This is a genomic window from Microbacterium sp., from assembly GCF_035687345.1.
GTDB lineage: Bacteria > Actinomycetota > Actinomycetes > Actinomycetales > Microbacteriaceae > Microbacterium.
The window spans coordinates 46,994-70,430 of record NZ_DASRXZ010000101.1; the positions used below are offsets into that span (position 1 = coordinate 46,994).

At 71.8% G+C, this 23,437-nt stretch carries 14 protein-coding genes and 2 pseudogenes; 7 read left to right on the plus strand and 9 right to left on the minus strand.

What is annotated here, in order from left to right:
- Positions 1 to 20: 20 nt before the first annotated feature.
- On the minus strand, positions 21 to 2,939 hold the full coding sequence (locus tag VFF97_RS11590) for a UPF0182 family protein (protein WP_325033657.1): 2,919 nt from the start codon (positions 2,937 to 2,939) through the stop codon (positions 21 to 23).
- Between the two features lie 92 nt (positions 2,940 to 3,031).
- Positions 3,032 to 4,156 carry a YlbL family protein gene (locus tag VFF97_RS11595; RefSeq protein WP_325033658.1) on the minus strand — a complete coding sequence of 375 codons (1,125 nt, stop codon included), beginning with the start codon at positions 4,154 to 4,156 and terminating at the stop codon, positions 3,032 to 3,034.
- A 166-nt stretch (positions 4,157 to 4,322) separates the two neighbouring features.
- Between VFF97_RS11595 and VFF97_RS11600 the strand changes: the two genes are divergently transcribed.
- Positions 4,323 to 5,693: a zinc-dependent metalloprotease gene (locus VFF97_RS11600; RefSeq protein ID WP_414684253.1), complete on the plus strand. Its 1,371-nt coding sequence runs from the start codon at positions 4,323 to 4,325 to the stop codon at positions 5,691 to 5,693.
- Between the two features lie 803 nt (positions 5,694 to 6,496).
- Here the strand turns inward: VFF97_RS11600 and VFF97_RS11605 are convergent.
- Both VFF97_RS11605 and nudC read right to left on the minus strand, forming a co-directional pair.
- On the minus strand, positions 6,497 to 8,254 hold the full coding sequence (locus VFF97_RS11605) for an ATP-dependent helicase (protein WP_325033660.1): 1,758 nt from the start codon (positions 8,252 to 8,254) through the stop codon (positions 6,497 to 6,499).
- Positions 8,251 to 9,177, minus strand: a complete 927-nt coding sequence (nudC, locus tag VFF97_RS11610; RefSeq protein WP_325033661.1) for an NAD(+) diphosphatase — start codon at positions 9,175 to 9,177, stop codon at positions 8,251 to 8,253. Before nudC ends, VFF97_RS11605 begins: the two co-directional genes overlap by 4 nt.
- A 79-nt stretch (positions 9,178 to 9,256) precedes the next feature.
- Here nudC and VFF97_RS11615 point away from each other — a divergent pair.
- Positions 9,257 to 9,994, plus strand: a pseudogene (locus VFF97_RS11615) (phosphotransferase); the annotation flags it as partial.
- 485 nt (positions 9,995 to 10,479) lie between these two features.
- Here VFF97_RS11615 and VFF97_RS11620 read toward each other — a convergent pair.
- Both VFF97_RS11620 and VFF97_RS11625 read right to left on the minus strand, forming a co-directional pair.
- Entirely contained in the window at positions 10,480 to 13,989 is a 3,510-nt protein-coding gene (locus VFF97_RS11620) for a UvrD-helicase domain-containing protein (protein ID WP_325033662.1), read from the minus strand.
- On the minus strand, positions 13,986 to 17,252 hold the full coding sequence (locus VFF97_RS11625) for an ATP-dependent DNA helicase (protein ID WP_325033663.1): 3,267 nt from the start codon (positions 17,250 to 17,252) through the stop codon (positions 13,986 to 13,988). Before VFF97_RS11625 ends, VFF97_RS11620 begins: the two co-directional genes overlap by 4 nt.
- Positions 17,253 to 17,442: 190 nt before the next feature.
- Between VFF97_RS11625 and VFF97_RS11630 the strand changes: the two genes are divergently transcribed.
- Together VFF97_RS11630 and VFF97_RS11635 are read left to right on the plus strand one after the other, a co-directional pair.
- A complete protein-coding gene (locus VFF97_RS11630; protein WP_325033664.1) occupies positions 17,443 to 17,667 on the plus strand; it encodes a DUF3107 domain-containing protein in 225 nt (74 codons plus the stop codon).
- 1 nt (position 17,668) lies between these two features.
- The gene (locus VFF97_RS11635; RefSeq protein ID WP_325033665.1) at positions 17,669 to 17,959 is read left to right on the plus strand and encodes a hypothetical protein; all 291 of its coding nucleotides are present in this window, start codon (positions 17,669 to 17,671) and stop codon (positions 17,957 to 17,959) included.
- 21 nt (positions 17,960 to 17,980) lie between these two features.
- Here the strand turns inward: VFF97_RS11635 and VFF97_RS11640 are convergent, their stop codons facing one another.
- Complete coding sequence (locus tag VFF97_RS11640; protein ID WP_325033666.1) at positions 17,981 to 18,694, minus strand: ferritin-like fold-containing protein; 714 nt, start codon at positions 18,692 to 18,694, stop codon at positions 17,981 to 17,983.
- 196 nt (positions 18,695 to 18,890) lie between these two features.
- On the opposite strand from VFF97_RS11640, the gene VFF97_RS11645 reads away from it, so the two are divergent.
- On the plus strand, positions 18,891 to 20,402 hold the full coding sequence (locus VFF97_RS11645) for a DEAD/DEAH box helicase (protein WP_325033667.1): 1,512 nt from the start codon (positions 18,891 to 18,893) through the stop codon (positions 20,400 to 20,402).
- A 242-nt stretch (positions 20,403 to 20,644) separates the two neighbouring features.
- Here the strand turns inward: VFF97_RS11645 and VFF97_RS11650 are convergent, their stop codons facing one another.
- On the minus strand, positions 20,645 to 21,625 hold the full coding sequence (locus VFF97_RS11650) for a DUF817 domain-containing protein (RefSeq protein ID WP_325033668.1): 981 nt from the start codon (positions 21,623 to 21,625) through the stop codon (positions 20,645 to 20,647).
- A 156-nt stretch (positions 21,626 to 21,781) separates the two neighbouring features.
- Here VFF97_RS11650 and VFF97_RS11655 point away from each other — a divergent pair, with 156 nt between their 5' ends.
- Entirely contained in the window at positions 21,782 to 22,171 is a 390-nt protein-coding gene (locus VFF97_RS11655; protein WP_325033669.1) for an SHOCT domain-containing protein, read from the plus strand.
- Between the two features lie 32 nt (positions 22,172 to 22,203).
- Here the strand turns inward: VFF97_RS11655 and VFF97_RS11660 are convergent, their stop codons facing one another.
- On the minus strand, positions 22,204 to 23,067 hold the full coding sequence (locus VFF97_RS11660; protein WP_325033670.1) for a PHP domain-containing protein: 864 nt from the start codon (positions 23,065 to 23,067) through the stop codon (positions 22,204 to 22,206).
- 98 nt (positions 23,068 to 23,165) lie between these two features.
- On the opposite strand from VFF97_RS11660, the pseudogene VFF97_RS11665 reads away from it, so the two are divergent.
- Positions 23,166 to 23,437 (plus strand): annotated as a pseudogene (locus tag VFF97_RS11665) (endonuclease/exonuclease/phosphatase family protein); the annotation flags it as partial.

Consider the following 23,437-nt stretch of genomic DNA (forward strand, 5'->3'; position numbering starts at 1 on the left):
TCACGCCGAGGTGGACGAGGTCAGCCGCCCAGCTCGATGAGCTTCTCGACCGCTTCGGTCAGCCGGTCGTCGGCCTCGCCGAACGCGGCCCAGTCGCCCCGCTGCAGAGCCGCCTCGCGGTCGAGAAGCGCCTGGCGCGCCTCCTGCAGCGCGGCCTCGTACTCGTCGGCCGGCGGAGTCGGCTCGGCCGTCTCGCCCGGGTCGGGCGTCGGCGTGGGCTCGGGGGTCGGCGTCGGACCGGGCGTCGGCGTCACGTCCGCGTCACCGGTCGAGGCTCCCGATTCGCCGCCGAACAAGGCGTCGAGCGCCTCCTGCAGCGTGTCTTCGAACGCGACGTCGGTGCCGAACGAGACGAGCACCTTCTGCAACAGCGGGAGCTGCGTGCCACCGGTCGACTGCACGAACACGGGCTGGACGTACAGCAGCCCGCCGCCGACGGGCAGGGTCAGCAGGTTGCCGTTGCGCACCTCGGACGAACCGAGCTGGAGCACGTTGACCTGATCGGCGATCGTCGGATCGGAGTCGAACGTGTTCTGCACCTGGCCGGGTCCGGGAACCGGCGTGTCGGCCGCGATCTCGAGCATGCGCAGCTTGCCGTAGTCCTCGGACTTCACACCGGCCTCGTTGCCCGCATCCGAGTCGACGGCGAGATAGCCCATCAGGACGTTGCGTGCGGCGCCTTCGGACGACGGGATGAAGGTCGTGAACATCGAGAACGACGGCGCCCCCTGGCCCGGCATCTGCATCGTCAGGTAGTACGGCGGCTGCAGACGCTGATCGTTCTGCGGGTCGTTCGGCGTCTGCCAGCGGTTGTCCTGGTTGTAGAACGAGCGGGCGTCGTCGACGTGGTACACGCCGATCATGGCGCGCTGCACCTTGAACAGGTCGGTCGGGTACCGCACGTGGCTCATGAGCTCGGCCGACATCTCGTCGATGGACTTCACCGTCGACGGGTAGATCTTCTGCCACGCCTGGAGGATCGGGTCCTCCTCGTCCCACGCGTAGAGCGTGACCGAGCCGTCGTACGCGTCGACGGTGGCCTTCACCGAGTTGCGGATGTAGTTGATGTCGTCGAGAGAGAAGCGCGGCGCCGTGTTGTTCGAGTCGGCGATCGCCTGCTGCAGGCTGACCTGCGTGGAGTACGGGTACTTGTCGCTCAGCGTGTAGCCGTCGACGATCCACACGATCCGGCCGTCCACGACGCTCGGGTACGGGTCGCTGTCGAGCTCGAGGTACGGCGCCGCCTTGCGCACACGCGTGAGCGGGTCGCGGTCGTAGAGGATCTGCGACTCCTCGTTGACGCCGTCGGAGAAGAGGATCTGCTCGGACTGGAACTTGAGCGCGTAGATCAGGCGGTTGAAGACGTTGCCGATGCTCGGACCGCCGTCGCCCTCGAACGTCGTGCGGGTCTCATTGGACCCCTCGTCGGTTCCGCGCGGGTAGTCGAGCTCGACGGGCTCGGTACCCTCGGGCGCACCCACGATCGAATACGTCGGCGAGAACTCGCCGAAGTAGACGCGTGGCTGGAAGCCCTCCTGCTCGGTGAGGAAACCCGACGACGGGATCCCTCGCTCCAGGAACACGGGCTCGCCGTCGGTCGTGCGCTCGTTGCCGGCTGCCGCGACGATGCCGTAGCCGTGCGTGTAGATGAGCGACGTCGACTCCCAGGACGACGCGGCCGCGCCGAGCTGGTTCATGTTGAGCTCGCGCACCGAGACGATCGTGTCCTGCGACTTGCCGTCGATCATGTAGCGGTCGACGTCGAGCGGGTCCTGGAACTGGTAGTACGACCGGTACTGCTCGAGCTGCCGCACCGCCGGGCTCACGATGCCGGGGTCCATGATGCGGATCTGCGCCGTCGTCTCGGCGTCTTCGCGGAGCTGGCCGGCCTCGGCATCCGTCTCGGCTTGGAACGGCATCTTCTCGAGGGTGTCGATGCCGTACGCGGCTTTCGTGCCCTCGAGGTTGCGCTCGTAGTACGGACCATCGAGGCTGAGCTGGTTCGGGCGCACCTGGAACGTGTTGACCACCCACGGGTAGCCGACGCCGACGACGATGGCCGACACGATGAGCAGGCCCGTCGCGATGAGCGGGTAGCGCCAGCGGCCGATGACGGCGGTCACGAAGAAGAGCACCGCGACGAGCGCGGCCACGATCGCGAGGATCGTCTGCCCCGGGATCACCGCCTGCGTCTCGGTGTAGCCGGCACCCGTGATGCGCCCGAGCGCGCCGGGCTCGACGAGGGTCTTGTAGCGGTCGAGCCACAGGCTCGCGCCCTGCACGAGGATGTACAGGCCCGCGAGCACCGCGAGCTGGATGCGCGCGGCCTTCGAAATGCGCAGCTCGCGCTGGCCGATGCGCACCGAGCCGTACAGGTACGACACGAGGGCGGTCACGAGCAGGCACACGAGCAGCACGGCGGACACGAAGCCGAGCACTGCGCTGTAGAACGGCATCGCGAACAGGTAGAAGCCCGTGTCGAGGCCGAACTCGGGGTCGACGGTGGCGGTCGCGAGGCCGTTGAACCACAGCCACGTGGTCTCCCACTGCGCCGAGGCCGCGAATCCGGCGAAGAAGCCGAAGAAGATCGGGATCCCCCACATGGCGAGGCGACGCAGCGGCTCGACGACCTCCTGGTAGCGGTCGAGCTGCGAGCTCAGCCGCGCGTACACGGGACGCAGGCGGTAGGCGAGCTGGATCGCGCCCCACACGGGGATCGCCATGCCGAGGAATCCGATCGCGAACATGACGACGCGAGCGATCCACTGGGTCAGCAGCACGCCCTCGTAGCCGAGCTGGTCGTACCAGAGCCAGTCGGCGTAGAGGTTCGCGAACACGAAGAAGCCCACCACGAGCGCGGCGATGATGGCGAGCGTGATGGCGATGACCCGTCGGGAGCGGGAAGGTGTGGCCCTGTTCGGCGCAGAGGTCGTGGTCACCTTTTCATCCTAGGCGGGCGCGCGGTGCGGGCGCCGACGCGACGGCGGAACCCGCAGGCAACGTTCAGCGCCCGCTTAAGAGGCTTGCCCCGTCAGCCGACCGTGCAGGTGGGCAGCGCGTGGACGTCGCCGCCCTCGCGCACGGCGTCGAGTGCCGCCATAGCGTCGTCGAGATCCTCGACCGCGAAGACGTGCAGCCCGTCCGGCACATGGCCGACGACCTCGTCGCAATTCGCCTCGGGAGCGAGGAACCAGTCGGCGCCGGCGTCGACCGCTCCCCACATCTTCTGACGGATGCCGCCGATCGGCCCGACCTCGCCGGCCGCGTCGATCGTGCCGGTGCCCGCGACGTTCTCGCCGCCGTTGAGCTCACCGGGTGTGAGGGAGTCGATGATGCCGAGGGCGAACATCATGCCCGCGCTCGGGCCGCCCACGTTGTTGAGCTGGATCGTGACGTCGATCGGGAAGTCGTAGTCGTTCGTGAGGGTGACGCCGATGAGCCACGTCGTCTCGCCCTCGACCTCGGTCTCGCGCGGGGTGATCGTGACCGTCCGCTCCTCGCCGTCGCGCACGATCGCGAGCTCGACGGGCGCGCCGTCGCCTTCGTTGATGATCTCGCGGAGGGCCGTGGCATCCGACGCCTCCTGCCCGTTCGCCTCGAGGATCACGTCACCCGCCTCGAGCACGCCCTCGGCGGCCGAGTCCTCGATGATCGAGTGCACGGTGAGCTTGTGCCCGACGTCGAGCCCGAGCTCGTTCAGGGCGGCGGCCGTGGCCTCTTTCTGCGAGTCGACCATGAGGGCGGCGCTCTGCTCGTTGCGCTCCTCGGACGTCTGCCCCTCGGGGAAGATCGCATCGATCGGGAGCACCGCGCGGCTCGGCTGGAACCATGCGATCGCGAGCTCGAACCACGACGGCGTGCGCTCGCGGTTGCCCACGACCTGGACCGTCAGCAGGTCGAGCGCCCCCGCCGTCGGGTACGTCTCTGCGCCCTCGATCGAGATGAGCGGCACCTCGGTGCCGTCGGACGACTGCGCCGTGCCGAGCGTGTTGTACACGGGCCCCGGCTGCTGGATGACGTATGAGGTCGGCAGGAAGGTGATCACCAGCAGCGCCGCCAACGCGATGGCGAGTGCCCACGATCCCGCGACCACGGCGGGGGTCAGGCGGCGGCGGGGCGCGGGAGAGATCTTCACGTTCTCGTCGAACAGGGCCACGGGGGTCTTTCTCACTCGGTCGTTCGCGACCGGCGTAAGGCGAGGGATCGCTGCCGGGCTATGCGACGAAGGGGTGCGACTAGCGTAGAGCGCAACGCGATGACCCTGCTGAAAGGCGGCTGAAGTGGCAGACGACGAACGCAGCCCCGAAGACGAGTTCCGCGAGATGATCCGACAGCTGTTCGGCGGCGCGGGCGAGATCGATCCCGATCAGCTGTCGCGCCTGTCCGGCATGCAGATCGACCCCGCGATGATGCAGACCGTCATGCGCCACCTGCAGGACGCCTTCGCCGGCGACGGGTCGATCTCGTGGGATCTCACGCGTCGTCAGGCGCTGCACATCGCGAACCAGGACGGCCTCGCGATCACGCAGGGCCAGCGCGCCGACCTCGACCAGGCGTTCGCGCTCGCGAACCTGTGGCTGGGCGAGGCGACGACGATCTCGGAACTCGCGAAGCCGCCGCAGCCGATCACGCGCGGTGGCTGGGTCGAAGCGACGCTCCCCGTGTGGCAGGAGCTCGCCGAGCCGGTCGCGACGAGCATCGCCGATGCGCTGACCGCCGCGCTGCGCGACCAGGCGCCCGAAGACATGCAGGGCCTCGTGCAGGGCGCGGGGCGCATCATGCGCACGGTCGGCGGGTCGTTGTTCGCGACGCAGTTGGGGCACGTCGTCGGCAGCCTCTCGAAGGAGGTCGTGTCGGGCGGCGACGTCGGCATCCCGCTCATGCCCGACGGGGAAGCGGCGATCCTCCCCCAGAACTTCGCGGACTTCGGACGCGACCTCGAGATCCCCGACGATCAACTCGCGCTCTACCTCGCGGCGCGCGAGCTCGCGCACGCGCGGCTCTTCCGGCACGCGCGCTGGCTGCGACTGCACGTCATCTCGCAGGTGACCGAGTACGCCCGCGGCATCCACGTCGACACGAGCGCGCTCGAAGAGCTCGCGTCGCGGTTCGACCCGTCCGAGCCCGAAGAGCTGCGCAACGCGATCGAGAGCGGTGCGCTGCTGCCGACGCGCTCCGAGACGCAGGTCGAGGCGCTGCGGCGACTCGAGAACCTCCTCGCGACGATCGAGGGCTGGGTCGATGTCGTGACCGCCGCGGCGACGTCGCGCCTTCCGTCCGCGCCGCGCATCGCCGAGGCGGTGCGCCGTCGCCGCGCGGTGGGCGGTCCGGCCGAGCAGGCGCTCGGGTCGCTCGTCGGCCTCGAGCTGCGCCCCCGCCGCATGCGCGAGGCCGCGGCGATGTGGCAGGCCGTCACGGATGCCGTCGGAGTGGCCGCGCGCGACTCGCTGTGGGACTATCCCGACCTCATGCCCACCGCGGAGGACATCGACGACCCGGCGGCGCTCATCGCGCGGCTCGAGGCGCGTGCTCGCGGCGAGGCGCCCGCGCCGGACGCGTTCGACGACGCGCTCGCCGAGCTGCTCGAGGCCGAGAGCGGTGCGGGATCGACGGAGGCCCCGGGCGAGGCGGATGCTGCGGGCCACGCCGACGAGCAGGACGACGACGAGCACCCCGGCGGGCGCCCGATCTGAGCCTGCGGCAGCGGGCGGGAGACGCATCCGTTCCTCCCCAGCGCGAGTCGGTCGCTGGGACCGACAGTCGGCTGTGGAGAACCGATCGACGGATGCCGTGCCCGGCCATCATCGGGGAATGATCCGCTTGCACCCCGCGAATCCTCCCCTGTGGCGCGACGCGACGACCGTGCAGTTCGGCGTCGACGCCGTCGTGACCCTCGAGCATCCGCTGCCGTGGCAGGAGCGGCTGATCGCGGAGCTCGAGCGCGGCGTGCCGCGAGCGGGGCTGGAAGGCCTCGCGACGACGCTCGGCGCCTCGCGGGACGAGACGACGGAGTTCCTCGACCTCTTGCGCCCCGCGCTCGCCGACGAGCCTCCGCCGCCGCGGCGGCTCGTCGTGGTCGCCGCGGTCGGCATCGCCCCCGAGACGATCGACGCCACCGTGCAGGCGATGTCGTCGAGCCGACGCTTCGCGGTCGAGCGGGCGTGGAGGCCGGCGGATGCCGCACCCGGCGACGATGCGGTGTTCGCGCTGCTCGCGCATCACGTCGTGCATCCGCGCGACGCCGCCGCGCTCATGCGATCCGACGCCGTGCACGTGCCGATCGTGTTCTCGGGCTCGCGCACCGAGATCGGACCCGTCGTCGTACCCGGCGTCACGCCGTGCCTGGCGTGCGACGCGGCGCACCGGCGCGACGCCGATCCGGCGTGGCCGCAGCTCGCCGCACAGCTCGTGGGGCGGCGGAGCGTCCCGGTCGATCCCGCCGAGGCGTGGGAGGCGGGGCTCACCGCGGCCCGCCTGCTCGATCAGCTGCTCGGGGTCAGCGCGGAGCCGAGCGCCTCGCCGGAGTCCTCGTCGGTGATCCTGCACGCCGGGTCGCCCCTGCGGTCGCTGCGGTCGCACGTGCCTCACGCAGAGTGCGGGTGCCGATCTCCTGCAGGAACCGCGACGGACGCCGATCCCGTCCGCCGCGAGACCACGACAGCTCGAGCGTTCGCGCGGCCCGCGTGATGCCGACGTATGCGAGCCGGCGCTCCTCGTCGACCTGCTCGAAGGTCGTCGCGTACCCGATCGGCAGCAGACCCTCCGCGAACCCGATGAGATGCACGTGATCCCACTCGAGGCCTTTGGCCGCGTGCAGCGTCGACAGGGTGACGGTACGCAGCGCGGGTTCGTGGTGAGACTTCGCGCGTGCGAGGAGATCGTCGGTGAACGCGCGCAGGCTCGTTCCGGCCGGCGCCTCTTCGGCGAGGCGCAGGAGCGCCGCACGCGCCTCCCACGCATCGCGCAGGGCGCCGCCCGCCTCGGGAGGCTCGTCCGTGAGCCCGAGCGAGCGCAGCACGTCGCGCACCGTGTCGACGAGGCCGGACTCGGTGGGGGCGACGGATGCTCCGCGCAGCGCCATGATCGCTTGGCGCACCTCGGGGAGGTCGAAGTATCGCTTGCCGCCGAGCACCGTGGCGGCGATGCCGGCGTCTGCGAGCGCGCGCGAGATCTCGACCGACTGCGCGTGGGAGCGGTACAGCACAGCGATGCGGCGCGGATCCACACCCGCGGCGATCCGCGCCGAGATCGCGGCCGCCGTGCCCCGCGCCTCGTCCTCATCGTCCTCGTACGCGGTGACGGTCGGCGTGGGGCCGGGCTCGTCGTCGCCTGAGGCTTCGAGGTGGAGGGCGCCGGGGCGACCGCGCATCAACTGGTTCGCGACGGCAAGGATCGAGGCATCCGACCGGTAATTCGTCTCGAGCCGCACGACCTTCGTCCCCTCGTGCCGACGCTCGAAATCGAGGAGGAAGCGCGCGTCGGCGCCCGCAAACGAGTAGATCGTCTGACTCGCGTCACCGACGACGCACACATCGCGGCGGTCACCCAGCCACAGCTCGAGCAGATGGTGCTGCACGGGCGAAACGTCCTGGAACTCGTCGACGGTGAAGTGCCGGTACTGCTCGCGGACGGCCTTGACGACGGACGGCTCGGCCTCGAGCATTCCCGCGCACGCGAGGAGGACGTCCTCGAAGTCGAGTTGCCGACGCTCGTCCTTGAGCTTCTCGTATGCGCGCTGAAGATCGGCGACACGCGAGACGTCGAGATGCCCGACGCCGCCCGGTCGCGCCGCGGCGTACTCGTCGATCGTGCGCATCGTGACCTTGCGCCACTCGATGGCCGACGCGACGTCGCGCAGCGTCGTGACGTCGAGATCGAGTCCGATCGAGTCGGCGGCGTGCGCGAGCAGTCGGACCTTGTTGTCGACGATCGTCGGAGGCCGATCGCCGGCGAGCGTCGGCCAGAAGTAGTTGAGCTGCGCGAGCGCGGCCGCGTGGAAGGTGCGAGCCGACACGCCCTCGACCCCGAGCGCGCGCAGTCGGCCGCGCATCTCGCCCGCCGCCTTCGCGGTGAACGTCACCGCCATGACGCGTCCCGGCGAGTACGCGCCCGTGTCGACGCCGTGCGCGATGCGGTGCGTGATGACCCGGGTCTTGCCGGTGCCGGCACCCGCGAGCACCACGACGGGTCCTCGCAGGGTCGTGACTGCCTCGAGTTGGCGGTCGTCGAGACCGGCGAGTGCTCCGCCGCTCATGCGAGTCCCGCGTACCAGTCCGAGATGAGCCGGTGCGCGATCGACGCGGGCCCCGGCAGCAGGATGTCGCTCTCGCCGCGCAGTCCCTCGCCGATCTCGTCGCGGTGGAACCACCGCACCTCGACGATCTCCTCGCCGTCGGGGCGTGCCGCGTCGTCGTCGGCCGCCGTCGCGAGGAACCCGAGCATGAGGCTGCGGGGATACGGCCACGCCTGCGAGCCGCGATACCGCAGGTCGACGACATCGACGCCCGCCTCCTCGCGCAGCTCGCGCTGCACGGTGGCCTCGAGCGACTCGCCCGCCTCGACGAACCCCGCGAAGCACGAGAAGCGGTTCGCTCCCCACAGGGCGTTCGAGCCGAGAAGCAGCCTGTCGGGGTCGGCCGCGCTCGTGACGGCGACGATCACGGCGGGATCCGTGCGGGGAAAATGCTCGCGCCCGCAGGACGGGCACGACCGCGCCCACCCCGCCGTCGTCACGAGCGTGAGGGCGCCGCACGCCGGGCAATGCGGCGCTTCGAGCAGCCATCGGCCGAGACTCAGGGCCTCGACGAACGCGCCCGCGTCGAACGCCGACAGCCCGCCGCCCACGACGCGCAGCGGCCCCCAGCCCGCGGGCGGGTCGAGCGGCGCATCCGCCTCACGCGGGAAGACGGCGGCGAGCACCGCCGCTCCCCCGTCGGGTTCGTCGGCGCGACCGAGGAACGCCCACTGCGCGCCCTCCGGAACCTCGTCGGGCGTCACCCAATGAAGGGCCGCACCGCCGTGGTCGAGAGGCGCGGAGTCGCCGTGCAGCACGAGGACGCGGGTCGCGGCATCCGCCCTGCTCTCGTCGAGCAAGCCGGGATTCATGCGCTCCTCGCCCGCGCGATCGAGGGCGGCGCGGGCCAGCGGCGGCTGCTGCGGGCGAGGGGACGCCGTCATCGAGGACCTCTCTGCGCTGGTCGGCGGCCAAGGGCGTGGCGCGAGGGCGGACCGGCACCGGGCGACCTACCCTGGGCACATGGCACGCTCACCCCTCACTCTAGCCGCGTCGGTGACCTCGGCTCTTCCGCGGGTAGGCGTCGTCGGGGCAGGTCTGCTCACCGAAGGCGCCGCCGGTCGCTACGACACCGCGGTCGCCGATCTCGAAGACGGCCGGCGGGTCGTCGTGCGGGCCCCCGCCGAGCCGGATGCCGCGAGCGAGCTCGCCGCCGAGGCCCGCGCGCTGCGCGCGCTCACGCCGGGCGTGCGCGAGCTCCTGCCGTTCCGCGCACCCGAGCTGCTCGGCGAGACCGGTGTCGGCGAGGCGCGCGCGATCGTCGTCTCGTTCCTGCCCGGCTACCGCGTCGACGCCGCGCATCTGCCGGCGGGTCGCGGGGCGGCGACGTCGGTCGGAGAGGCGCTCGCCGCGCTCCACGCGCTTCCCGTGTCGATCGTGCGCGCTGAAGGCCTGCCGATCCGTACGCCCGCGCAGGCACGTCAGGAGACCACGCGGGTGATCGACCGCGTCGAGGGCACGCGGCGGGTTCCGGAAGACCTCATCCGCCGCTGGCGCCGTGCGACGGGTGCCGACGACCTGTGGCGATTCGAGTCGGCGGTCGTCCTGGGCGGCATCGGCGCGGCTTCCTTCCTCTTCGAGGACATCGACGGCGTCCCCGTGGTGACCGGACTGCTCGACTGGCACGGCCTGTCCGTGGGCGACCCCGCAACAGACCTGCAGTGGCTCGCGTCGGCGCCGAAGGCGGCGGACGACGTCTTCGAGGCCTACGCGTCGCACAGCCAGCGCGCGCCCGACGCCCTCGTGCGGGCTCGATCGCGCCTCTACGCCGAGCTCGAGTTCGCGAAATGGCTGCTGCACGGTGACGACACGGGACGCGCCGACATCGTCACCGATGCCGTGCGGCTGCTCGAGTCGCTCGCCGAGGGTGTGCGCGGCGATGAGCTGGTGCCGGATGCCGCCCTCGACGTCGACGACGCGATCGCGCTGCTCGGGCGCACGCCCGAACAGCCTCCCGCCGAGGTCGACACGTCGATGCAGACAGACACGTACGACCCCGAGGAGCTCGCGTCGTGGGTGCAGGAGGAGGAGCGCGCTGCGGCGGGACCGGACGAGTCCGACGGCGCCTCGGAAGGACCCGACGCGTCCCCGCGGTCCGAGCCCGAGACGCTGTTCGACGAGGTCGAGCCGTCGCCGGACGACACGTCCACGGCGCCGATCGACGTGTCGGCGCTCCGTGAGCACGGTCAGGCGTCGGCGCCCGGCGCCCCGAGCCCGGACGACGACGTCGCGGCGGCGGAGGCCGTCGAAGCGGAGCGTGCGTCGCGCGCGGCGTTCCAGCGCTGGACGAGCTCCGCTTCGGAGTAGACGCGGTCCGAGCGGATGACGAGGTCGTCCGACACGTAGTACAGCGCGACGTCGATCTCGTCGAGCGGCACGCCGTGCCGCTTGTGGTACGCGAGACGGTAGAGGGCGAGCTGCAGCATCCGCTCGTCCTTCTCGGCCGCCGTGCGTGGAGGCTTGCCCGTCTTCCAGTCGACGATCTCGATGCGGCCGCCGCGGTCGGGGCGGCGGTACACGGCGTCGAGCTTGCACACGACGCGGCCCAGCCCCTCCGCGCCCGCGAGGAGGATGTCGATCTCGGTCTCGACCTCGATGGGGCGCAGGTCGGCCCACTCCGAGCGCTCGAAGATCTTCTGGAGGCGCTCGAGCTCGTCCGCGTCCTCGCGCGACGCCTCGGTCTCGGGGGTGTCGTCGCCGTCGAGCTCCCACAGCCCGTCGTCGATCGACGGCCCCGGGCCGACGAGCTCGGACCGCTGCTCGACCCACGCGTGGAAGAGCGTTCCGAGGCGCGTCTGCCGATACGGGCGTTCGGGCAGCGGGCGGGCGATCGCATCGACCGTGCCCCCGAAGTCCTCGACGAACTCCTTGAAGCGAGACGCCGCGACGCGCGCCGGCGCATCAGCCCACGGGCGTCGCTCGCGTGCGGCGCGCTCGCGCAGCAGACGGTCGAGCTCGGGCTCGGGCGCGGCCCGTTCGGAGCGCGCCGCGCGGTCGCGCACGAGCGCCGCCGCGTCGAGCACCGCCGTGCGCCGGGCGCCCAGCGGGTCGAGGGGCCACTCGAGGGTCGCACCGGCGCGGTTCGCGTACGGGTTCTCGGTCGGGTCGCCGAGCTCGATCGGGTCGAGACCGAGCGCGCTGACGATCTCTTCCAGGTAGGGGCTCGGCTGGCGCGCGTCCTTCTGCCCGCCCCATTGCGACCCGGTGAGCAGCAGTCTCGTGCGCGCACGCGTGACGGCGACGTACGCGAGGCGGCGTTCCTCCTGTTCGAGGTGCGCCTTGACACCCGTCTTGAAGTCGGTGACCGCCTTCTGCAGCGACTTGCGGTCGCCCGGTGCATCCGGATCCCAGTCGAACGACGGAAGCGCGTCACGGTCCCCGCGGAACGGGTACGGCAGCACGCCGAAGCCGAGCCATCCGAGGGTCGACTGCGGCCGCTTGGGAAGCTCGTCCTTGACGAGGCGCACGACGGCCACGGCGTCCCACTCGAGCCCCTTGGCGCCGTGGATCGTCAGCAGCTGCACCACGCCCGGCTCGGGTGGCTCGGGCCGCGGCATGAGCTCATCGGTCTCCTCGGCGTGGTCGAGCCACGCGAGCAGGCTCGAGATCGAGCCCCGCTCGTCCGCTGCGAGGAACGAGCGCACCTCGTCGACGAACGATCGCAGCTGCGCCGACGCGAGGCGCGCGGGACCGCGCGTCTCGTTCGCGGCGAGCTCGACGTCGAGGCCGAGTTCGAGCTCGATCGCACGGATGAGCTCGGGGATCGGCTGGCCGACCGCTGACCGCAGCCGCTGGAACATCGCGCCGGCCTCGCGGATGCGCCGCACACCCTCGTCGGTGAACCGCGACAGCAGCCCGTGCTCGGGCGACACCGACCGCACGAAGTCGACCGCGTCGACGATCGACGCCTGCTCGTCGGCGCCGACCGACCCGCGCAGCCGCGCGAGGAGCTCGTCGTCATGACGGGTGAGCGTCTCGTCGCGCTGCGACAGCGTCACCGCGAGGTCGTGGAGCGCCGCCATGTCGGCCACCCCCACGCCGAACCGCGGCCCTACGAGCAGCCGGATGAGCGACGACCCTTGCGTCGGGTCGCTCAGCACGCGCAGCGTCGCGACGACGTCGACCACTTCGGGTGTCGACAGGAGTCCGCCCAGCCCGAGGATGCGATGCGGGATCCCCCGCTTCGCGAGCGCGTCCGCGAACGTCGACATGTGGCGCTTCGCGCGGAAGAGGATCGCCCCCGCGTGCGGCCGCCCACCGGGGTTGTCGCGTTCGTGCTCGTCGCGCACGAGTGCGAACCACGACGCGACCTCGTCGGCCTCCTGCTCGATCGTGGAGGTGAACCGGTGCTCCACCACCCCGGCACCCGCGCCGGGCCGCGCGCTCAGCTCGGCGACCGGAACGCCGATCGGCACCGCGTGCGCGATGAGCGCATTCGCCGCCTCGAGGATGCGCCGGTCGTTGCGCCAGCTCACCATGAGCTGGAACGTCTCGCAGCGCGTGTCGTGGGCGAACGCCCGCGCGAACGCGCCGAGGTTGTCGGCGCTCGCACCGCGCCATCCGTAGATCGACTGGTGCGGGTCGCCGACCGCCATCACGGGGGTGTCGCGGAAGATCGCCGACAGCAGCTCGGTCTGTATCACCGACGTGTCCTGGTACTCGTCCAGCAGCACGACGCGGAACTGCTCGCGCAACTCGCGCGCCACCTCGGGCGCCCGCGTCACGATGTCGAGTGCGCCCGCGACCTGGTCCGCGAAGTCGAGCGACCCCTGCGCCTCCTTCGCCGCGGCGTAGTCGCGCACGAGCCCCGCGAGCACCGGGAGCCCGCCCATCGCGTTGTGGAGTTTCTCGATGTCGCCGGGAGACGCCAGGTCCGGCTTGGTGTGGGGGGCGACGGATGCCTCGACCCGCCGCGCGAACTCGGAGACCGCATCGAGGTCGGCGCGATTGTCGAGCACCTCGCCCGCGAGCCGCTGCACGGCGTCGACGACCGTGCCGAAACGGTCCTCCCGCTCGGACAGGCGCTCGTCGGTCGAGGCGACGACGACGCGACGTGCCATGAGCCACGAGCCCGACTGGCTCAGGAGCGCCGCATCCGCGTCTCGTCCGATGCGCGCGCTGTGCTCCCGCACGATCGCGTCCGCGAAGGCGTTGTAGGTCGAGACGCGCGGGCGCAGGAGCACATCCTCGGCGGGGCGGGCGGTCGCCGCATCCGGTTCCCATCCGGTCTCGAGCTGCACGCACAGGCGGTCGAGCGCCGCGGCGAGCGCGGTGCGACGGTGTCGCTCGGGCAGGATCGCGATGCGCTCCCACATGGCGGCGAGCTCACCGGATGCCGCGAGCCGCGGCAGATGCGGGAGCAGGCCGCGCCGGCCGTACTCGTCGATGCGGGCCAGCCGCGACTCGATGCGCTCGGCGAGCTCGCCCGCCGCCTTGCGCGTGAACGTGAGGCCCAGCACCTCGTCGCGTCGGACATGCCCGTTCGCGACGAGCCACACGACCCGGCCGGCCATCGTCTCGGTCTTGCCGCTGCCGGCGCCCGCGATCACGAGGGCGGGTGTGGGCGGCGCCTCGATCACGCGCCGCTGGTCGGGGGTGGGCTCGGGAAGCCCGAGCGCGGCGGCGACGACCGACGCGGAGAGCTCGAGCGGGCCGTCCCAGCGCACGCGTGTGGCCTCGGTCGCGAGAGACGTCACGCCGAGCTCACCGCCTTCACGGTGTGCAGGCGGCACACGCCGAAGCGGTCGGTCGTGCAGTGCTGATCGACGTTCGCGATGAAGGACGACGCCGCCATCCCCCGCGCGTCGGCGATGACGCGCCGCAGGAACTGCGCGCGCGTCTCGGGTGTGAGCGCCTTCTGGTGCGCGATGCGGTAGTGGGTGTCCTTCAGCTTGCGCGACAGCACGAGCAGGCGCGCCCCCGCGTTCTCGGCGTCGGGCGGGAGCTCGACGAGCCCCGAGTCGATCGCGAGCTGGTACGCGGCGAGCTGGGCGTCCTCGACGACCTTCGCGTCGCTCACGCGATCCTCCGATCGACCGGTCTTGAGGTCGACGACGACGACGCGCCGCGCGCCCGAGCCGAGCGGCACGGCCTCGCCCCGGTCGGGCGGATACAGCTCGACGCGGTCGATCGACCCGCTCAGCACGGCGGCCGCAAGGGGGCGCTCCGCGGCCTCGGCGGATGCGTCGAGCAGGGAGTCGGTCGCCGGGTCGCGCTCGATGTACGGGCGCACGCGGGGTGTGGCATCCGGATCCTCCGGCGCATCGATCTCGAGACGGAACCGCGTCTCGGCGCCGATCGGCTCACCGCCCTCGTTCTCGAAGCGGCGCAGGTACGCGTCGAGGCGGCGCACCAGCGTGTCTGCCCACGTGCGCTCCTGACGCTCGAGCCACGGCGCCTCGAAGTCGAGCTCGCCCCAGCGCTCGTCGACCACCGCACGCAGCTCATCGATGCCGCCGCCGCGCTCCATCGCGGCGTGCAGGATCGTGCCGAGCCCCGCCGAGAACGATCGCGTATCACCGCCGAGCGTGCGGATGACCCAATCGAGGCCGCACTTCTCGAAGCCCTCGAGGCGCGACGGCGAGACGCGCACGGGGGCGCGCTGCAGGTCATGGACCGGCGCGGTCGACGTCGGCGGCGCGACGCCGTACCACTCGTCGGGCCGCGCTCCCGCGACACCCGCCTCGGCGAGGAGCACGAGCTGGTCGGCCGCCGCCACGCGCGCGGCGGCATCGCGCGAGGTCGTGAGCGCGCGCCGGTGCAGGGCCACGAGTCCGCGGAGCGTGAGCGGATGCTCGTTGCGCGCGCCCTCGTCGTCGGACGGCGGAGGCAGGTACGAGAAGAGGGGGCTCGGACCGAGGTCGTCGTCGTCGACAGCGGTCACGACCAGGCGGGTGCGGGCACGCGAGACGGCGCGAGCGAAGAGCCGCAGCTCTTCGTGCAGCACTCCGCGACGGCGGTCGAGCACGGCCGGTTCGACGGACGGCCTCCCGGCGCGCCACGCGTCGATGTCATCGGCCAGCCGCCACACGTCGAGGAGCCCGCCGCGCAGTCGCGTGTTGGGCCACACGCCCTCCTGGACGCCCGCGATGACGACCGCCTCGAACTCGGTGCCGAGGGCGGCCGCGGGAGTGAGGAGCGACACCGCGCCCGGTCGCTCCGGCACGGTGAGCAGGTCTTCGGGTACCTCGCTGTCGAGGATGTCGCGCAGGAACGGCGCGGGGCCCGAGTCGGCGGATGCGTCTGCCCCCGACCGCTCGACGTAGCGCTTCGCGGCGCCGAACAGCGCCACGAGCGCGTCGAGCGCGCGCCCGGCCTCGGCCGCCAGTGGCCCGGTGCCGGACGCGCGGCGCGCCCACTCGCGCTCGAGGCCCGAACGGTCCCAGACCAGCCACAGGAGCTCGTGCACGGTCGCCCCACGCTCGCCCGCCTCGTGCACGAGCCGCAGTGTCGTGGCCAGGCGCTCGGCACGATGCGCGTCGGGCGCGTCGATGAGTGCCAGCACGGCGGGCTCGGCCATCGCCTCGGCGAGCAGCTCCTTCGCCGAGCGGGAGCCGCCGGCGGCGAGCTCGATCGTGCGCAGGCGCGCGCGCACGCGGCGCAGGCCCACGGCGTCCAGTCCTCCGAAGGGCGTCAGCAGGGCATCCGCGAGAGCCTCGGGATCGCGCTCGGCCGGGTCTTCGAGCCCGAGCCGTACGAGCGACGCGATGTCGCGCACCACCGGTTCGCGGCCGAGCGGCCGCGGGGCGCTGCCCGCGCGCACGGGCACCTCCCGCGCCGCGAGCTCCGCCTCGAGGTGCGCGACCTGGCGCGTGTCGTGCGCGATGACGGCGAGCTCGTCCCACGGGATGCCGTCCATGACGTGCCACGTGCGCAGGATGCGCGCGATGCGGTCGACCTCTTCGAAGGGCGACGACGCGTGCACGGCCTGGATGCGCTCGTCGGCGACGGGCTCGCCCGGTGCGCGGCGATGCTCGACGCGGCCGCTCACGCCGATCGAGGCCGTGATGGAGCGCGTGAGGTGGGTGATCGCGCGCGAGCCGCGGTGCGAGCCGTCGAGCACGTGGACCGTCTCGAGCATCGCCACGAGCCTCTCGAACAGCTCGGGTCCGGCGCCGCGAAACGCCCCCGACCCGATGTCGGGATCGCCGAACGCGACCACGGCGATGCCCCGGCGACGCGCGGCCTCCAGCAGCGCGATACCGCCGCGCGTGAGCTCCTGCGCGTCGTCGACGAGGAGCACACGGAGACCGGCAGCCGGACCGATCCGCTCGGGGCCCGCCTCCGCGAGCAGATCCGCCGCCTCGTGCACGAGCTCGGCGGGGTCGCGGTGCGCGCTGCGCATGCGCGACAGCGCGTAGCGGTAGTCCTCGAGGAACCCTGCCGCCGCGACCCACGTCTCGCGCCCCGACGCCTCACCGAGCGCGCTGAGCTCGGCCGGCCGCAGCCCGAGGTCGGAGCACTGCGCGAACAGCGCACGCAGCTCGGAGCGGAACGGCCGCGAGCGCCGCACGCCCGTGCCCAGGCTCTCGGGCCAGCGATCGCGCCCCGCGGCGGCGTCTTCCTCATCGCCGATGAGAAGCTCGGCGATGATGCGGTCCTGGTCTCCCGCCGTCAGCAGCTGGGGCGGCGCCGCTCCGCCGGCGACGGCCGCCGCGCGCACGAGCTGGAACGCGAACGATGCGACCGACCGCGCCAGCGGGCCCGGTGTCGCGACGTCGAGCCCGGCCGCCACGCGGTCGCGCAGCGCCGTCGCGGTCTGTCGCGTCGGCGTGAGCACGAGCAGCTCTTCGGGTGCGACCACCCCGTCGTGCAGCAGCCTCGCCGCGCGCGCGACGAGCGTCGCGGTCTTGCCGGTGCCCGGGCCGCCGATGACGACACCGGATGCCTCGACCCCGAGCCCCACGACCGCGCGCTGCCCCTCGTCGAGGGCCGGGGACGCGCGATGGCCGGGCTTCATGTGAAGCACAGTAGTCGTCGGCGGCGACATCGCCGGACCGCGGCGAGGCCGCTGACTCCACCTGCCGGGAGTCCCCCCGCGGCGTTCGCCGAGAGCGTTCGCGCAGGCGTGCGTGCCCGGGCCGCGGCATCCGCATCTGTCATAGAGTTGCCATGCGTCCGACCCGGGGCGCGGAAGGAAAGGCAGTCACGTGGAGATCCGCATCGGCATCACGAACACCGGCCGCGAGCTCAGCTTCGAGACAGACGAAGCCGCCGCCGACGTCAAGAAGTCCGTCGCGAGCGCCCTCGACTCGGGTGCGACCCACGTCACCTTCACCGACAACAAGGGCAACTCCTTCATCGTGCCGACCTCGGGCCTCGCCTACGTCGAGATCGGCACCGAGGAGTCGCGCCGCGTCGGGTTCGTCGCCTGACATGCAGATCCTCCTGGGCCTGATCGTCGGCGCGTGCATCGGCGTAGCACTGCACTTCGTCGTTCCCGGCCGCTCGACGCGAGGCGTCGCGCTCGCCCCGATCCTGGGCACGTTCGTGGCCGGACTCGCGTGGATGCTCCTCACGTGGGCCGGTCAGGGCGTCGACAGCCCGTGGATCTGGCTCGCCGCCTTCGTCGCCCCCGCCGCGGTGGTGTGGCCGACGCTGGTCGTGCTCAAGCGCATCCGCGACGCGCACGATGAGCGCGAGCGCGAGCGCCTGCGCATCGCCTGACGCCGCCGCGGGCGGACTGCGCTAGGCGGCGAGCCCCATCGCGTCCATGCGGCGCGAGTGCGCCGCCATGAGCTCGGTGAACACAGGCTCCACCTTCCGCTCGCCGGCCACGTCGAGCGACCCCGGTCGAAGTGCCGCGCGCGCGATGAGGAGCGTGTCGCCGACCAGTCGACGACCCCACATCGCGAGCAGCGACCGCCACTCGGGGTCGCTCTCGATGGCCGCGCCGAGCAGGTCGACGAGCGCGTCGCGGTCGTCGTCGGCCTGCAGGATGCGCGCGACACGCCGACCGGTCTCGCCGTAGCTCGCCGACAGCGCGAGGTAGAAGTCGTCGAGCATGCCCGCCGTGATGTGCACCGAGAGCATCGTCTCCTGCGGCCGTACTCCGTGCGTCGCGGCGCGGAACGCGTCGAGCTGCTCGCGGAACGGGAGCATGATCTCGGTCGGGTCGTCGCCCCGCTCGCGGATGAGCGCGACGAGCTCCTCGTGCTTCGTCAGCGCGGCCCCTGCGGCGCGCGAGAGGGCCTCTTTCTCGGAGAGCGCGGGCGTCGACGCGATGAGCTCGCTCAACGTCTCGAAGTAGCCGAGCTGCAGGTACGCCGCCTGGCCCAGGAACGTGTCGATGTCGGGCGCGAGCTGCTCGAACGCCACGCGGTGGGCGTCGCCGAGGTCGCCTCGTTCGCGCAGCTGAAGCCGTCGACCGGGCTCGCGGCGCTGCCAGAACCACCTCACCACAGCCTCCACCCTAACCGGCGCTCGGCTGACTCACGGGGCTGTCCGGTATCCTGGATCGGTCCCCGGCGATGGATCGGGGCTCCCGCGCCTGTGGCAGAGAATGGGCGTGGACCGCACCACAGCCCGCGCCGGGGAGACCTGTAGCGCCAGGGCACGGACTCAGGCAGCTTCTGACTGCCGGACAGGCAACAGTATCGTGACGACCTTCGTCGAACTCGGCGTCGATCAGGACATCGTCGACGCCCTCGCGGCTCGCGGCATCGTGGACGCGTTCCCGATCCAGGAGCAGACCATCCCCCTCGGCCTCCCGGGGCAGGACATCATCGGCCAGGCCAAGACCGGAACGGGCAAGACGTTCGGCTTCGGCATCCCGGTGGTCCAGCGCCTCGGTCTCGACCCCGAGCCCGGCGTCAAGGCACTCATCGTCGTGCCGACGCGCGAGCTCGCGGTGCAGGTCTACGAAGACATGGACATGCTCACCTCGAACCGCTCGACGAGCGTCGTCGCCATCTACGGCGGCAAGGCGTACGAGGGTCAGATCGACCAGCTCAGGGCGGGGGCGCAGATCGTCGTGGGCACCCCTGGTCGTCTCATCGACCTCAACAACCAGCGCCTGCTCGACCTCTCGAACGCGACCGAGGTCGTGCTCGACGAGGCCGACAAGATGCTCGACCTCGGGTTCCTCCCCGACATCGAGAAGATCTTCCAGAAGGTCCCGGCGGTCCGCCACACGCAGCTCTTCTCGGCGACGATGCCCGGTCCGATCGTCGCACTCGCGCGTCGGTTCATGTCGAACCCGATCCACATCCGCGCGAACGACCCCGACGAGGGCCTCACGCAGGCGAACATCCGCCATCTCGTGTACCGCACGCACGCGCTCGACAAGGACGAGGTCATCGCCCGCATCCTGCAGGCGGAGGGCCGCGGCAAGACCGTCATCTTCACGCGCACGAAGCGCGCCGCGCAGAAGCTCGTCGACGAGCTCAACGACCGCGGCTTCAACGCTGGCGCCGTCCACGGCGACATGAGCCAGGAGGCGCGCGAGCGCTCGATGGCGGCGTTCAAGGCAGGCAAGAAGGACGTGCTGATCGCGACGGATGTCGCCGCGCGCGGCATCGACGTCGACGACGTCACCCACGTGATCAACCACACGATCCCCGACGACGAGAAGACGTACCTGCACCGCGCCGGGCGCACCGGCCGCGCCGGCAAGACGGGCATCGCGGTCACGTTCGTCGACTGGGAGGACCTGCACAAGTGGGCCCTCATCAACCGCGCCCTCGAGTTCGGCCAGCCGGAGCCCGTCGAGACGTACTCGTCGAGCCCGCACCTCTACACCGACCTCGACATCCCCGAGGGCACGAAGGGCCGCATCGCGACCGCCCCGAAGACGCAGGCCGTCAAGACGCAGCGCCGTCCCGAGCGCGCGGCCGAGGCCGCCGAGCAGGGCGAGGACGCCGGCACGACCCGTCGTCGCCGCCGTCGGCGCTCGTCGAGTGAGCGCGTCGGGGCGACGTTCGCCGAGGGATCGACGGATGCCGCGCCCTCGCGCGACGGAGACCACACGTCCTCGCAGCGCGCCGAGCGCACCGAGGGCGGCGGAACGCACGACGGAGGCGGCAAGGAGCACCACGACGGCAAGCCCGCCCCGGCGCGTCGCCGCCGTCGCCGCCGCGGCCCCCGCTCGAGCACGCCCGCGGCGTCCTGACGCCGCGGCGCGGCGCCGCCGTCGCCGCCGCGGCCCCCGCTCGAGCACGCCCGCGGCGTCCTGACGCCACGGCGCGCCGCCGTCGTCGCGGCCCCCGCTCGCGCCGCGCGCTCGCGCCGCGCCGCGCGCCCGAATCAGGACATCTGGCCGCAGCAGGACGATCGCGTGCGGATGCTCCTGACTCCGCCAGATGTCCTGATTTCGCACGGGTGTGGGCGGCGAGCCACCGCGTCGGCATCAGGTCAGGTCGAGGCATCCGGATCAGGACGGGGCCTCAGGATCGGTCCTGTTCCCGCCGCCCCGGCCTGCTCCGAACGCGCGGCCGCCCGCCGCGCCGGAGCCGCCGGGCGCACCGCCGGCTGCGCCGCCACCGCGGCCGCGGGCTCGCGCGGCGGGTAGACCCACGCGACGAGCACGACCGAGATGATCATGAGCAGGAACCACGACACGAGCTTCGTGGCAGAGACCGGATGCCACCCCTCGACCTGGTTCGGATAGAGCCACGCGCCCGCCCACGTGCCGATGTTCTCGGCGAGGTAGATGAACACGGCGACACCCGCGAACGCGGCGAGCAACGGGATCCGGAGAACACGCCGCCACACCCGCGCGTACATCACGGTCGGCAGCCACAGCAGCACGACGAGCGCGAGCAGCACCCACCGCAGATCCCACCAGAAATGGTGCGTGAAGAAGTTGACGTAGATCGCCGCCGCGACCAGCGCCGTGAGCCACCGTCGCGGATACCGAGTGAAGCCGAGGTCGAAGAGCCGGTACACGCGCACCATGTACGACCCGACGGCCGCGTACATGAAGCCGCTGAACAGGGGCACGCCCGCGATCCGCAGCACGCCGTCGGCCGCGTATGCCCATGACCCGACGTCGGTCTTGAAGATCTCCATGACGGTGCCGGTCACGTGGAAGAGAACGATCACCCACAGCTCGCGCCCCGTCTCGAGGCGCGCGGCGACCATGACGACCTGGATCGCGACCGCCGCGATCGTCAGGAAGTCGTTGCGCGCGAGCGCCGCATCGTCTGGGTACCAGAGCCGCACCGCGACGATCAGGGCCAGCAGCGCGGCGCCGAAGACGCACGCCCACGCCTGCTTGAGCACGAACACCGCGAGCTCGACGAGAGTCGAACGGATGCCGCGATCCGGCGCACTCCGCAGCAGCCGATGCGCGACCGCGTCGATGCGCCGTTCGAGCGCGGTGGACTGCCGCATCCGCCCACGCTAACCCGCCGGCGTCGCGACGCGGCCCTCCGACGCTCACGCGGAGGTCATTCCGTCGAACGCACTCCCCCGCCATAATCGGCATCAGACGACGGAGCCTCGCCGCCGTCGCGCTGCTCGCAGCGTCCTTCTACCCAAGGAGAATCCATGGACTTCTGGTCCAACTTCTGGAGCCTCATCTGGTGGTTCCTGTGGGCGTTCGTCTTCATCGCCTACCTGATGGCACTGTTCGCGATCATCGGGGATCTCTTCCGCGACCACAAGCTCAACGGCTGGTGGAAGGCGGTCTGGATCATCTTCCTGGTCTTCGTCCCGTTCCTCACCGCGCTCGTCTACCTCATCGCGCGCGGCCAGGGCATGGCGGAGCGCAGTCAGAAGGAGGCGCAGGCGGCGCAGGCCGCGGCGGATTCGTACATCAAGCAGGTCGCCGGATCGAGCCCTGCCGAAGAGATCGCCAAGGCGAAGAGCCTGCTCGACGCCGGGACGATCACGCAGGAGGAGTACGAGCACCTGAAGGCCAAGGCTCTCGCCCACTGACGTCGCGGGGCCCCCGCGCGCAAGCGCCCTCGTCACGGATAGACGGGGGCGCTTCCGCGTCCGCGTTCGATGATCCGCTCGACCATGTCGTCGCTGGTCGTGTTCTCGCCCGGCTGGTTCGGCTTGCCGAGACCGTGGTAGTCGCTCGAGCCCGTGACGATGAGGTCGCGTTCCTCGCTCAGGCGGCGAAGAGTCCGGATGCCGCTCTCCAGGTTCTCGCGGTGGCCGAGCTCGAATCCCGCCAAGCCCGCGTCGAGCATCTCGTCGAGGATGGGCATCGGGAGGACCCCCGCGCGACCGGCCGGGTGCGCGATGATCGGCACGCCCCCGGCATCCGCGATGAGCCCCACCGCCGTCACCGGATCCGGTGCGTACAGGGCGACGTAGTACTCGCCCCGCGGGCTCAGGATGCTGGAGAAAGCCTCGGCGCGATCGCGCACGAGCCCGCGAGCGATGAGCGCATCGGCGATGTGCGGGCGGCCGACGGTCGCGCCGTCGGTGGTCTGGGCGACGATGTCGTCCCATGCGACGTCGTAGTCGCGCGCGATGCGCTCCGCCATCAGGCGCGCCCGATCGAGGCGCGACGAGCGGATGCGGTCCATCATCGCGACGAGGGCGGCGTCGTCGGGGTCGAAGAGGTAGCCCAGCACGTGGACGCTGCGGTACTGGTGCTTCGCCGAGAGCTCGATCCCCGGGATGAATGTCATGCCGAGCGAGACGGCGGCCTCGGCGGCCTCGGCCCACCCCGCCGTCGTGTCGTGGTCGGTCAGCGCCGCCGTGCGCAGGCCGTGGCGGTGCGCCGCCGCGAGCACGAGCGCCGGCGACTCTGTGCCGTCGGAATGGGTGGAGTGGAGGTGAAGGTCGCTGGGGCCCTCGAAGCGCCGATTCACCGCCATGCTCCGAGCGTAGCGGGGGCCCCGACACGGCGCGCGCGCACGGCGGAGACACGTGCGCCGTTTCGAGATTTCCCAGCCTGCTCGCATAGAGTCGCCGAGTGCTCCGCCTCCTCGGGATCCTCGTCGCCGTGCTGTGCGCGATCGGCGCGGCGGTGCTGACCTGGCCGGCGTTCTTCCGCCTCGAGCGCATCTATCCGATCGCACAGCTGATCTCGTTCCGCAGCGTGATCCTGGTGGCCTTCGTGATCGCGGTCGCGCTCGCACTGCTGCTCGCGCTCGCCCGACCCGTCCGTCGTTTCGCCCTCGCGATCGCGACCATCGCGGTGGTCGCCGTCGTCGCCAACGTCGCGATCCTCGCCGCACGCGGCAC

Coding starts and splice junctions, on each gene's coding strand:
- VFF97_RS11635 (WP_325033665.1), top strand. CDS start 17,669: ATGCAGATCCTCCTGGGCCTGATCGTCGGCGCGTGCATCGGCGTAGCA.
- VFF97_RS11600 (WP_414684253.1), top strand. CDS start 4,323: ATGATCCGACAGCTGTTCGGCGGCGCGGGCGAGATCGATCCCGATCAG.
- VFF97_RS11655 (WP_325033669.1), top strand. CDS start 21,782: ATGGACTTCTGGTCCAACTTCTGGAGCCTCATCTGGTGGTTCCTGTGG.
- VFF97_RS11605 (WP_325033660.1), bottom strand. CDS start 8,254: ATGAGCGGCGGAGCACTCGCCGGTCTCGACGACCGCCAACTCGAGGCA.
- VFF97_RS11650 (WP_325033668.1), bottom strand. CDS start 21,625: ATGCGGCAGTCCACCGCGCTCGAACGGCGCATCGACGCGGTCGCGCAT.
- VFF97_RS11625 (WP_325033663.1), bottom strand. CDS start 17,252: ATGAAGCCCGGCCATCGCGCGTCCCCGGCCCTCGACGAGGGGCAGCGC.
- VFF97_RS11660 (WP_325033670.1), bottom strand. CDS start 23,067: ATGGCGGTGAATCGGCGCTTCGAGGGCCCCAGCGACCTTCACCTCCAC.
- nudC (WP_325033661.1), bottom strand. CDS start 9,177: ATGACGGCGTCCCCTCGCCCGCAGCAGCCGCCGCTGGCCCGCGCCGCC.